Genomic DNA, 11,752 nt, shown 5'->3' on the forward strand with positions numbered 1-11,752 from the left:
CACCTATTCGATAACGCTGCCGCGCTTGAGGTGTTTGGACAATGCGACCGTGCCTACGAAACCCATCACCGCAATCAGCAGTGCGGATTCGATATACATCCGCGAACCCAGGGTCATACCCAGCAGGATGATCAGTGCAATCGCGTTGATATAGAGACTGTCCAGCGCCAGGATGCGGTCCGGCGCGTCGGGCCCTTTTATCAAACGGTAGATATTGAGTACAACGGCCAGGGTGACCATGGCGAGCGTAATCTGCAGGGCTATCTCGATCATTTGAAAATCTCCCCCAGTGGCCGTTCGTAGTTCCGTTTGATGGTTTCGATCAGTTCCATTTCATCGCCCACGTCGAGTACGTGGATCAGCAACAGCGTCTGGTCGTCGCTGATATCCGCGCTCACCGTGCCGGGTGTCAGCGAGATCGTTCCGGCCAGGGTGGAAATGGCCAATGGGTGTTTGAGCTCCAGTGGAAAGGACACGAACGCAGGTTTGGGTCGCCGCTTGGGATTGATGACGATCAGCGCCACGTTGATGCTGGCGACGATGATGTCCCATATGACCCGTATCACGTAGAGCATGAAGCGCAGCGGCCGGTGAACGTGCGGGTTGTCTGGCCAGAAATTGCGAGTGAACAGCGGCAGCAGCCAGGCGAGCAGCAGGCCCATGACCACGCTGGCGCCGCTGATGCCATTGTTGAGTGCCTGCCAGACCAAAAACAGGGTGATGCTCAGGACCGGGTGGGGCAAACCGAAGCGGCTGTTCATTGGGTAACCTCCTCACCGACCATGGGGGTCTGCAGGATTTCGATATACATGGACGGCGTGTGCAGTTGGCGGGCGGCTGCGTCGGTGTACTCGGTGATCGGTCCGGCAAAGGCAACGATTGCCAGACTCATGCCGATCAGTACCGACGTCGACACGGTCACCGGTAGCGTCAACCGGCCCGGATCCTTGACGTGGCCTTCAACGTTACGCCAGAACACGATGCTGCCCGCACGGCTGAAGGCTACGACTGTCATGAAGCTACCCACGATAATGACGCCCCATACCCAGGCCATGGATACGCCGGTGTTAACCGATTCCAGGATCAGGACCTTGGCGAAGAAACCGCTGAGCGGAGGAAGCCCCGCAGCCGCGGTGGTTCCCAGCAGGAACAGGATGCTCAGCAGTGTCCGGCTGCGCATGCGTGGAGCGGTCACGATCCGGTCTTCGGCCGTTCCCCGCTGGCGGGCGATAAGGTCGGCCACCAGGAACAGGCCAGCGGTTATCCAGGTGGTATGCACAAGGTAGAACAGCGCAGCGGACGTGGCTGGGGCCGTTCCCAGGCTGATGGCCGCCATCAGGGTGCCGACGGAAATGATGACCTGCCAGGCGACCAGTTTACGCAGGCCGTCGGCCCCCACCGCACCAAGCACGCCCATGGCGATCGTCAGCAGGCTTAGTGGGAATAGCCAGTCCATGCCCAGGTTGGCCACCGGCCCGCCCTCGGCTCCGAAGATGAGCGAGTAGACCCGGACTATCGCGTAGATGCCGACCTTGGTCATGACGGCGAACAGCGCGGCTACAGGTGCGGTCGCGGCTGCGTAGGCCTGTGGCAGCCAGAAACACAGGGGCAGGATGGCCGCCTTCAGGGCGAATACCACCAATAGAATCATGCCGCCGGATTCAACCAACGGCAGGTCGTTGGGATCGACATCCCGTACAGCCAGCGCCAGGTCGGCCATGTTCAGCGTTCCGGTCACGCTATAGAGCATGCCTACACCGATCAGGAACAGGGCCGAACCTACCAGGTTAAGCACGACATAGTGCAGACCCGGGATGGAACGAACCGAGCCTCCGCCATGCATCAGCAATCCGTAGGACGCGATCAGCAGTACTTCGAAAGCGACGAAAAGGTTGAAGAGGTCGCCGGTGAGGAAAGCTATGTTCAGGCCCATGATCTGGAACAGGAACAACGCATGGAAGTGCCGCCCCACCGCATCGGTGCCGCGAATCGAATAGATATGGCAGAACAGGGCCAGGAACGCCGTGATAAAGACCATGATCGCCGACAGACGATCCAGCACCAGCACGATGCCGAAGGGCGGTGCCCAGTTACCGAAAGCATAGATGCGGTAACTTCCGTCATCGGCTAGCAAGACCAGGCCGAGGGATATCACCAGGATCAGTGTGGTGGTTGCCAGGCCGAGCACGCGGCGCAGCCCCAGCGGCGCGAAACTCATGAAGATCTGGAGGATCCCTCCCAATAACGGCAACAGGATGGGGGCGGCCAACCAGTGATTCATTTGACCTCCTCCGACGATGTTTCTTCCTGTTTGGGTTCTTCGTAGTCGATACGCCCGTCGACGTGGTCATCGCCGGCGTCGGCGTGTGCACGAAGCGCGAGAACGACTACAAAGGCCGTCATGGCAAACCCGATCACGATGGCTGTCAGCACGAGAGCCTGGGGCAGGGGATCGGTATAGTTCTCCACGTGGCCGATAATCGGCGCGGCGCCGGTAGCCAGGCGACCGGTGGAAAACAGGAACAGGTTGACAGCGTATGACAGCATCGTCAGCCCAACCACTACCGGGAAACTGCGCGCTCGCAAGATCAGGTAAACCCCCGACGCCGTAAGGGCGCCAATCACCAGTGCAAACATGATTTCCATGTCAGGCATCCTCCGGCATGGCAGCTGATTTCATCGACAGGCGGCCCAGGCTGGCCAGTATCGTTAGGGTGGCGCCGACGACGGTAAGGTATACACCCACATCGAATGCCAGCGCCGATGCCAGTTCGAAATCGCCCACGATGGGCCAGTGGATGTGGGTAAACGTGGATGTAAGGAACGGATAACCCGCGGACAGGCTGGCCAGTCCCGTTACGGTTGCGACTAAAAGGCCCAAGCCGATTGGGGTGCGCAGACTGAACGGCATGCGTTGATGGCTCCAGCGCATGCCGCTGGCGATATACTGCAGGATCAGCGCGACAGAGGTGATCAATCCGGCGATGAAGCCGCCACCAGGCAGGTTGTGGCCGCGCAGGAAGATGAAGAGGGACACCATCAGCGCCAGCGGCAGCAGGGGCCGGGAAATTTGCGCGAGCATGGTCGGATGCACATCTTTCGTCCACGGGTGGCCCTGACCGTCGGTGGACGGGGGTGTCAGTTTGGCTTCCCGCAGCATGGCGAAGATACCCAGCGCCGCGATGGCCAGCACAGTGATCTCGCCCAGGGTGTCGAAGCCCCGGAAGTCCACCAGGATCACGTTGACCACGTTGGTGCCACCCCCACCGGTGACGCTGTTCTCCAGGAAGTAGTCGGAAATGGACTCGAACGGCCGAGTCAGCATGGCCAGGGTGACGAGGAACATCCCTCCACCGGCCAATAACGCGATGATGCCGTCTCGCCAGCGGCGGAAACGGCTGGCTTCCAGGGGTGTCCAGGACGGCAGGTAATAGAGTGCCAGCATCAGCAGCACGATGGTGACCACTTCGACCGAAAGCTGGGTCATGGCCAGATCCGGCGCTGAGAACCGGGCAAACGTCAGGGCGACCATAAGGCCGACCACACTCAGCAGGATCAGCGCATACAGCCGCTCGCGATGCATGGCGGCAGTGCCCAGGGCGCAGATGATCAGGATGGCTGCCGCGATTGCGGTGGGCAGGTCCACGGAGCTCACGCCCAGGTCCCCGATACTCAGGCCCAGATCGAGCATCGGCGCTAGGGCAACCACCACCGCGGCCCCGAACAGCAACGCGGCGTAACGCTGCAGTGAGCCATTCTCGATACGATCTGTCAGGGCCCGGGCTCGTTCAGATAACCATGATACTGCAGCTTCGAACACGGCTTTCTCGTCGATGTCACGGAAGCGGTCGTGGAAATCGTAAAGCTTCTGACGCTGGGTATACATCAGCAAGCCCCCGAAGAAGGCAGCAAAACTCATCATCAGTGGCAGGTTGAAGCCATGGATAATCTGCAGGTGATAGTCCGGCAGTGCGCCACCCAATGTAGCCAGGGCAGCGGAGTCCAGTAGCGGACCGACTGCAATTGCGGGAAACATGCCCACCATCACACAGGCGAAGGCCAGGATTTCCACCGGGATCTTCATGTAGCGGGGCGGTTCGTGGGGTGGGTAGATCGGCAGGTTGACCGGCTTGCCGTTGAAGAACACGTCGTGGATGAATCGTGCCGAATAGGCGACCGAGAAGACCCCGGCCAGCGTCGCGACGATCGGCGGCAGGTAGGCCCAGAATCCTGGCAGGTTCAGCTCAAGGGATTCTGCGAAGAACATCTCCTTGCTCAGGAAACCGTTCAGTAGCGGCACCCCCGCCATCGAGGCCGCGGCGACCATCGCCAGCGTTGCCGTATGGGGCATGAAGCGCCATAGGCCGTTGATCTGCCGCATATCCCGTGTGCCGGTTTCATGGTCGATAATACCGGCAGCCATAAAGAGAGAGGCCTTGAAGGTAGCGTGGTTGATGACGTGGAACACTGCGGCCACGGCTGCCAGCTTGGTGCCCATACCGAACAGCAGGGTGATCAGGCCCAGATGACTTACCGTGGAGTGCGCCAGCAGCCCCTTCAGGTCGTGCTTGAAAAGTGCTGTATAGGCACCAACCAGCAGGGTCACCATGCCGGTAAAGCTCACCAGGTAGAACCAGAGTTCGGTGCCCGCCAAGGCCGGATAAAGCCGGGCCATCAGGAAGATGCCGGCCTTCACCATCGTCGCGGAGTGCAGGTAGGCCGAAACCGGCGTTGGTGCCTGCATGGCGTGAGGTAGCCAGAAATGGAAAGGGAACTGGGCGGACTTGGTGAACGCGCCCAGCAGGATCAGCACCAGCGTGACAGGGTAGAGCGCGTGGTTCTTGATCAGCTCGCCGGCTGCCAATACATCGTCCAGTTCATAACTACCGACGATTTCACCCAGCAGGAGCACGCCTGCCAGTAGCGCCAGACCACCGCCGCCGGTCACCGCAAGCGCCATGCGCGCGCCGCGCCGCGCGTCCTGTTTGTAGTTCCAGAAACTGATCAGCAGGAACGACACCAGACTGGTGACCTCCCAGAAAATCAACATGAGGATCAGGTTACTGGACAACACGATACCCAGCATCGACCCCATGAAAGCCAGCAACAGGGAATAGAACTTGCCGACGTTTTCATGTTTCTTCAGGTAGTAGCGGGAGTAAAGGATGATCAGCAGGCCGATAATCAGGATCAGCAGCGAAAACAGCAGGGACAGGCCGTCCAACCGGAAACTCAGGGACAATCCGATGGTCGGTAGCCACGGCATGGTTTCTACCAGGACAGTGCCTTCGGCCAGCGGCCCCCAAAGCGGATAGAGCATGGCCAGGGCCACCACCGCTGGTATGGAGGAGGCGATGGCGATTGCCGTTCGGCCCGCCTGGGCAAACAGGGGGGCGACAATGGCGCCAAGAAAAGGCAGTAAAACGACCAGCGCAAGGGTCATTGCAACCTCGTTGTTCTGCGGTATTTAGAAAGCTCTTGGTATCTGGAATGCTTCAAGCGTTAAGAAGCTTCCGTCTTTGAAAGCTTATGCGTTCGACGTTATCGGGTGCTGAACCGTCTGGAAAACAACATGGGCTGCCTGAGTTTAGCCTTCAGACGTCGGCCATGCACGGCCTCAGCGCGACCGGATTCGTGTCAGTGGACGCTGGGCGGGTCGGGGAAATAGGGAAGACGGCCGGGGCGCAGGGGTACAAAGGCGTCCGGCTGGGGGGATGGCAGTGTAATGACACGATGCCTTTCGAACATGAATGCTCCGTCAACGCGTTTCTGGGGCCCGGCAATCCAGTGACCTGTGTATGCAAAGGCCACTATGCTAGACGACGGAATGTCCAGAGCGCTCTGTTAATCTCGAAGGCCGATGATACGTGGCAAACCTCTCAGGTCAAGCAATCGTGCTGCTTTGGGCGGTATAACGGAGAAGAAAGCGGCGGACACAAGGCGCCTGGTGGCAGTGATGCCGCCGGACGCCTTGCGGGAACTACTGGGCTTTCCTGACCGCTTCGTCAAACTCATCGCGACTGATCTTGCCGTCGTCATTCATGTCGTGCTTCTCAATCTGTCGCATCCGACGCTCTGCTGCTGAGTCCCCAGCTGCAGTGTTGCCGTAGACGTTTAGCTCGTCAGAGCTGATTTCGCCATCCTGATTGGCGTCCATTTCTTCGAATTTTGGCCCCTTCATGGCCATCTCATCGCTGTGTCCTTCCATGGAATCTCCAGACTTCTGCATGGACTCCTCAGCGAGTGACGAGGTGAAGGGAATGAGTGCTGCAGAAACTGCAACCAGTGCATACATCCTGATCTTCATAACGAACCTCCTTTTGGCGACCTGCATTCAGGCGACCAAGTTCATCATGACCAAAACGTCTTTGACTGCATTTGATCCAGTAGGTGTACCGCATCACTGTGGCCAGTTCGCGGTTTAGTGCCGTTCCCCTGCTCAGCGAGTAATCCCAGGAGATGACTACCACTTACATTCAAGTTGAAGCGGGCTATGTCGACCAATAGAAAATACTTCGTATCACGACATGTTAGGGATAGCTGCTCGCTATATGAGTTTGGAGGGCAGGCTCCTGCTCTTATGCCCTGTCAGTCCATTATCCGATGCTCGGCAGGCCTGGATTAAGAAAAAGTGAGGCAAAACTATTACGTTTTCCTCATCAATATCGTCGACGTCGACGTGCTTCGCTGTCCTTACCCGCTCAATTTTCCTCGCCTTGGTGGGGTGATTTTTTGTGGGTCGATACGTCGGCGTCCCGCTCTCATGGGGCGTTGAGCAACTATTGGATGAGGCCGGATGCGTGTGGCTAATCGGCATGGCGCTTAATTAAGCACATGTCATTTGTCAGACCGGTGGTTGGGAAACTTAAATAGGAGGTGTGGTGTCTAGACCAAAAAAGGAAATCCAGTTGGGACGCAATGGCGTACCAACTCCACAGAATCAGCTGGGAACGGCTGGTTTGCTCGAAAGTTCTCGAGCGTGTAGTGCCACAACTCGTACGGTTGATGTGCGAGTCAATCCAAAGATCGGAAATAGCCACCAAGAAGGAGGCATTATGGATATCAGGAAGATGACCCTTGCAGCTGCAGTTTCCATGGCTTTGGCAGCGCCGATGGCGTTCGCTGGGTCCGACGGAATGGATAGTGCAGGTACCTCCAAGGCCGATCGCGAAGGTGCAACCACTGACCAGTATGGCGGTTCTTCCTCACAGGCCGAGCAGTTCAGCAGCATCGACACCAATAGCGACGGTGTCATTAGCGAAGATGAGCTGAATGTCTACGGCTCCACCGCTGCCGGCGGTGCCGGTGCCGAAAGCGAGGCGGAACGTAACCGCATGAACATGGACAACATTGACCAGAACGAAGATGGTGAGATTAGCCGCCAGGAATATATGGACGCCGCTGACAACCATCCCGAGACCGGAACAGATTACTGATTGCTAGGGGCTTAAAAGCCTGACAAGCAAGTGTTCCGACGAGTTAATGCCCGGATTCGATCCGGGCATTTTTTTGTCCGCCGATCACGTATCCATACGGCTAGAAGGTTCTCCGATTCTCGAAGGTCCGCTCCGGATCAGTCGTATTTCGTGCCACCGCAGTACGCTGATTGGTACGGGCGATGATTTTCTTTTGTAGGCGGGTTTCCCAGGCGAGGCTGGCCTTGTCGTCCGCCTGCCAGGCGCGGTTGAACAAGAGTTTGGCGGCAGCGACCGCGTCCGGTGATTGCTGGGCGAGGGTCGCGGCAAAGGCATAGGCGTCCTGTACCGGGTCGTCGCAGACCCGCGTCACCAGTCCCATCTCCTTGGCTTCGATACCGTTGAACCGGCGCGCCGTCATGGTCAGTTCCTTGGCCAGGTCGATGCTGATCAGCTCGGGCAGGGTCACCGTCAGGCTCATATCCGGGATCAGTCCCCATTTAGCTTCCATGATGGAAAACTCGCAGTCCGGCGTGGTGTAGCGGAAGTCCGCCCCCAGGGCGATCTGGAAGCCGCCACCGAAACAGTAGCCGTGAGTTGCCGCAATGACCGGCGCCGGTACGTCCCGCCACAGGTAGCCCACATCCTGCGCGAGATTGCTGATCTTGCGGCCGGGTTTTACAAGCAGCTTCAGGAAGTTCATCGGGTTCTTGCTGACGGTCTTCACGTCCAGGCCGGAGCAGAAGGCCTCGCCGTTGCCCTTAAGCACGACAGCCCGCACCTGGCGCTCTTTTTTTAACTTGCGTGCGGTGCCGGCGATGGCCTCGAACATGGGCATGTCCAATCCGTTGTACTTGTCCGGGCGATTCAGGGTGACCGTAGCGATGCCCTGGTCGATCTCCAGGAGGACCCGATCTGATTGATTATTGGCCATAAAATCCACGCTTATTATCCATTAGTCGTAGATGGGCATGCTACCATGGCCGTTCCTGATGAGAACGCGATAACTCCGATAAAAGGCACCTCCACATGACGACCGCGTATCCCAATCTACTCAAGCCCCTCGACCTGGGCTTCACCGAACTCAATAACCGCGTGCTAATGGGCTCGATGCATACGGGACTGGAAGATCGTTTCTGGAATATCCACAGATTTTCCCGCTATTTCGCCGAACGTGCAGAGGGCGGTGTGGGGCTGATGGTGACCGGCGGTTTCTCGCCGAACCTGGTTGGCCAATTGGCGCCACTGTCGTCCACGATGAACAACCGTGCCACGGCCTTCCTGCACCGGCAGGTCACCGGCGCTGTCCATGAAGCGGGCGGAAAGATCTGCCTACAGCTGTTGCACGCTGGCCGTTATGGTTATCAGCCGCTGATCGTCTCTGCCTCTGCAACCAAGGCGCCGATCAGCCCTTTCAAGGCTCGGGCACTCTCCACCAAGGGCGTTGATAAGCAGATCGACGATTTCGTGAACGCTGCCAAGCTAGCGAAGTTCGCCGGTTACGACGGCGTCGAGGTGATGGGCTCGGAAGGTTACTTCATCAACCAGTTCCTCTGCGAGCGCACCAACAAGCGCACCGACAAGTGGGGCGGCCCGTACGAGAACCGCATGCGCCTACCGGTGGAAATCGTACGCCGTATGCGCGAGGCGGTGGGGCCTGAGTTCATTATTATCTACAGGCTGTCCATGCTGGACCTGGTGGAAGGCGGGCAGACCTGGGACCAGATCGTCACGCTCGGAAAGGCCATCGAAAAAGTCGGCGCCACCATCATCAACACCGGTATCGGCTGGCATGAGGCCCGGGTGCCCACCATCGTCACGTCGGTTCCCCGTGGCGGTTTCGCCGACGTGACCGCGAAGTTCTACGGCGAAGTGGATATTCCTGTCTGTACCACCAATCGCATCAACACGCCGGAGATTGGCGAGGACATCCTGGCGGCCGGCAAGGCCGACATGGTCTCCATGGCCCGTCCACTATTGGCGGACAGCGAGTTCGTGCGCAAGGCGGAGCAGGGCCGTGCAGATGAAATCAACACGTGCATTGCCTGCAATCAGGCGTGTCTCGACCACGTGTTCCAGGCGAAGCGGGCCTCCTGCCTGGTCAATCCCCGTGCCTGTCATGAAACTGAATTGCTACTGACGGTCGCACCCGTGCAAAAGCGTGTGGCTGTGGTCGGCGCCGGCCCCGCAGGTCTCGCGTCCGCTACCACACTCGCCAAGCGTGGGCACAAGGTGACGCTGTACGAGGCGGACGGCGACATTGGCGGCCAGTTCAACTACGCCAAGCGTATTCCCGGCAAAGAAGAGTTCTACGAAACCCTGCGCTATTATCGGCGCCAGATCGAACTGTTGGAGATCGACCTCAGGCTCAACGCTCGAGTGGATGTGGACGCTTTAAAGGCTGAAGGCTTTGACGACGTGGTTATCGCCACAGGCGTCAAACCCCGTACACCGCGCATCGAAGGCATCGACCATCCCAAGGTGCTGGGCTATCTGGATGTGCTGCGCCACAACAAGCCCGTTGGTCAGTCCGTAGCCGTCATCGGCGCGGGCGGCATCGGTTTCGATGTCAGCGAGTTCCTGACCCACGAGATGGGTGGCCACAAGGAAGGCGAGCAGATCAGTGTACAGGCCTGGCAAAAAGAATGGGGTGTCAATCCGGCTTTCGAGGGGCCTGGCGGCTTGGCTGAACGCCAGCCAACTCCAGCGCCACGCAAGATTTACCTGATGCAGCGCAAGAGCAGTAAGGTCGGCGGTGGCCTGGGCAAGACCTCCGGCTGGGTGCATCGCAACAGCCTGAAGCACCGCGATGTGGAAATGCTGCAGGGCTGCACCTACGACCGCATCGACGATGACGGCCTGCATATCACGGTGAGCAGCAAGGACGGGAAGACAACTGAGAAACGCGTGTTGTCAGTGGATAACGTCATCATCTGCGCCGGTCAGGAATCCTTCCGCGACCTCCACGACCAACTGGCCGCGGCCGGCATCAAATCCCACCTGATCGGCGGAGCCGACGTGGCAGAGGAACTGGATGCCAAGCGGGCGATCCGTCAGGGGACCGAGGTGGCGGCGGGAATCTAGCGCTCTGCCCCTCCCGTGCTGCTGCTACTGGGTACGATGAGCCCCCTGCGTCTCTCGAAGGGGGCGAATTTATTTTTCCAGCGATGGCCAGCTATATCGCCCCATGGGCACCCGTTGACGGGTTAGCTATACTGACGCTCCCCACCCACGTACTGGTTTTCTATGTTACTGCTGGTTCTTTTCGCGACGCTGTCTATTGGCTTCTCTTTCCTGTGTTCGGTCCTTGAAGCGGCGTTGCTCTCCATTACTCCAAGCTACATTGCCTCCATCCGGCAGGAGCAGCCGGCACTCTTCAACAAGCTGCGTGCCCTGAAGGACAACATCGACGATCCGCTATCTGCGATTCTTACCTTGAACACCATTGCGCACACCGTCGGCGCAACAGGTGTTGGCGCACAGGTGGCAGTCGTTTTCGGCGAGGCCTGGTTGGGGGCCGCGTCAGCCCTGATGACGCTGGCTATCCTGATCTTTTCGGAGATTATCCCGAAGACCATCGGCGCAAAGTACTGGCGTGGGATAGCGCCGAGATTACCCGCCGTCCTGGGTTTCATGATGAAAGCGCTCCTGCCTTTCGTGTGGCTGTCGAAGCAGGTTACCCGGCGCCTGGTCTCGGGCGAGCAGGAGACCGACATTCGCGGAGAGATCAGCGCGCTGGCCGAAATAGGTCGGGATCAGCAGGCATTGGATGAGGATGAACGTCGTCTGATCCAGAATGCGCTGCGATTCCACGAAATCAAGGTGAGCGCAGTGATGACCCCGCGCACCGTCTGTAAGTTCATCACACCCGACACTACGGTCGCCGAATTTCGTGAGCGGGTACGGTCACTGCCTTTCTCCCGCTACCCGGTTCTTGACGAAGAAGGCGAGGCCCTTGGCTATGCGTATAAGTCGGATCTTATCAATCTGAACGATAGCGATGACCTGATGGAGAATCTCAGGGCCATCAAACGCGTTAGGGGCACAACCAACATTGAGTATGTCTTCGCAGAGATGTTGCGAGAACGGCAGCACCTCGCGGTTGTGTACGATGAAATGGGTACCTGGCTCGGTATCGTAACCCTCGAAGACATCCTTGAGACCTTGCTCGGCACCGAAATAATGGATGAGACCGACAATGTCTCCAATCTTCGCCGCTACGCCAAGCAGCGGTGGAGTCGCCGGCTTAGCCAGTATGCCGGTACGCGGCGGAAATAGCGCGAAACTCGAGCTGGCGGGCGAAGCCATCTCCAGCTTGGCTGTTTTCGTTCCGGGAT

10 protein-coding genes are annotated in these 11,752 nt (G+C 58.6%); 3 read left to right on the forward strand and 7 right to left on the reverse strand.

The features are described from left to right. Positions 1–3 precede the first annotated feature (3 nt). The 6 genes from RE428_RS07410 to RE428_RS07435 all read right to left on the reverse strand — a co-directional run bounded on the left by RE428_RS07410 (position 4) and on the right by RE428_RS07435 (position 6,307). On the reverse strand, positions 4–273 hold the full coding sequence (locus RE428_RS07410) for a K+/H+ antiporter subunit F (protein ID WP_004581355.1): 270 nt from the start codon (positions 271–273) through the stop codon (positions 4–6). Continuing rightward, entirely contained in the window at positions 270–761 is a 492-nt protein-coding gene (locus tag RE428_RS07415) for a Na+/H+ antiporter subunit E (RefSeq protein ID WP_004581356.1), read from the reverse strand. The genes RE428_RS07410 and RE428_RS07415 overlap by 4 nt, the downstream gene beginning before the upstream one ends. Then, entirely contained in the window at positions 758–2,281 is a 1,524-nt protein-coding gene (locus RE428_RS07420) for a monovalent cation/H+ antiporter subunit D (RefSeq protein ID WP_004581357.1), read from the reverse strand. Before RE428_RS07420 ends, RE428_RS07415 begins: the two co-directional genes overlap by 4 nt. Next, positions 2,278–2,646: a Na+/H+ antiporter subunit C gene (locus RE428_RS07425; protein ID WP_004581358.1), complete on the reverse strand. Its 369-nt coding sequence runs from the start codon at positions 2,644–2,646 to the stop codon at positions 2,278–2,280. Before RE428_RS07425 ends, RE428_RS07420 begins: the two co-directional genes overlap by 4 nt. A gap of 1 nt (position 2,647) precedes the next feature. Continuing rightward, a complete protein-coding gene (locus tag RE428_RS07430) occupies positions 2,648–5,443 on the reverse strand; it encodes a monovalent cation/H+ antiporter subunit A (RefSeq protein WP_004581359.1) in 2,796 nt (931 codons plus the stop codon). Between the two features lie 537 nt (positions 5,444–5,980). Then, on the reverse strand, positions 5,981–6,307 hold the full coding sequence (locus RE428_RS07435; RefSeq protein WP_004581360.1) for an EF-hand domain-containing protein: 327 nt from the start codon (positions 6,305–6,307) through the stop codon (positions 5,981–5,983). Between the two features lie 748 nt (positions 6,308–7,055). On the opposite strand from RE428_RS07435, the gene RE428_RS07440 reads away from it, so the two are divergent. Beyond that, entirely contained in the window at positions 7,056–7,436 is a 381-nt protein-coding gene (locus RE428_RS07440; RefSeq protein WP_004581361.1) for an EF-hand domain-containing protein, read from the forward strand. A gap of 100 nt (positions 7,437–7,536) precedes the next feature. On the opposite strand, the gene RE428_RS07445 is transcribed toward RE428_RS07440, so the two are convergent. Beyond that, the gene (locus RE428_RS07445) at positions 7,537–8,349 is read right to left on the reverse strand and encodes a crotonase/enoyl-CoA hydratase family protein (RefSeq protein ID WP_040883324.1); all 813 of its coding nucleotides are present in this window, start codon (positions 8,347–8,349) and stop codon (positions 7,537–7,539) included. Between the two features lie 95 nt (positions 8,350–8,444). Here RE428_RS07445 and RE428_RS07450 point away from each other — a divergent pair, with 95 nt between their 5' ends. Continuing rightward, the gene (locus RE428_RS07450) at positions 8,445–10,499 is read left to right on the forward strand and encodes an NADPH-dependent 2,4-dienoyl-CoA reductase (protein ID WP_004581363.1); all 2,055 of its coding nucleotides are present in this window, start codon (positions 8,445–8,447) and stop codon (positions 10,497–10,499) included. A 162-nt stretch (positions 10,500–10,661) separates the two neighbouring features. Further along, positions 10,662–11,693, forward strand: a complete 1,032-nt coding sequence (locus RE428_RS07455) for a CNNM domain-containing protein (protein WP_004581364.1) — start codon at positions 10,662–10,664, stop codon at positions 11,691–11,693. The last annotated feature ends 59 nt before the right edge of the window (positions 11,694–11,752 follow it).

Origin of the sequence: Marinobacter nanhaiticus D15-8W, from assembly GCF_036511935.1 — a bacterium.
GTDB classification, from domain to species: domain Bacteria; phylum Pseudomonadota; class Gammaproteobacteria; order Pseudomonadales; family Oleiphilaceae; genus Marinobacter_A; species Marinobacter_A nanhaiticus.

Bases quoted from the DNA above. Each gene is read 5' to 3' on its own strand.
- RE428_RS07410 (WP_004581355.1), bottom strand. From the start codon at position 273: ATGATCGAGATAGCCCTGCAGATTACGCTCGCCATGGTCACCCTGGCC.
- RE428_RS07415 (WP_004581356.1), bottom strand. From the start codon at position 761: ATGAACAGCCGCTTCGGTTTGCCCCACCCGGTCCTGAGCATCACCCTG.
- RE428_RS07420 (WP_004581357.1), bottom strand. From the start codon at position 2,281: ATGAATCACTGGTTGGCCGCCCCCATCCTGTTGCCGTTATTGGGAGGG.
- RE428_RS07425 (WP_004581358.1), bottom strand. From the start codon at position 2,646: ATGGAAATCATGTTTGCACTGGTGATTGGCGCCCTTACGGCGTCGGGG.
- RE428_RS07430 (WP_004581359.1), bottom strand. From the start codon at position 5,443: ATGACCCTTGCGCTGGTCGTTTTACTGCCTTTTCTTGGCGCCATTGTC.
- RE428_RS07435 (WP_004581360.1), bottom strand. From the start codon at position 6,307: ATGAAGATCAGGATGTATGCACTGGTTGCAGTTTCTGCAGCACTCATT.
- RE428_RS07440 (WP_004581361.1), top strand. From the start codon at position 7,056: ATGGATATCAGGAAGATGACCCTTGCAGCTGCAGTTTCCATGGCTTTG.
- RE428_RS07445 (WP_040883324.1), bottom strand. From the start codon at position 8,349: ATGGCCAATAATCAATCAGATCGGGTCCTCCTGGAGATCGACCAGGGC.
- RE428_RS07450 (WP_004581363.1), top strand. From the start codon at position 8,445: ATGACGACCGCGTATCCCAATCTACTCAAGCCCCTCGACCTGGGCTTC.
- RE428_RS07455 (WP_004581364.1), top strand. From the start codon at position 10,662: ATGTTACTGCTGGTTCTTTTCGCGACGCTGTCTATTGGCTTCTCTTTC.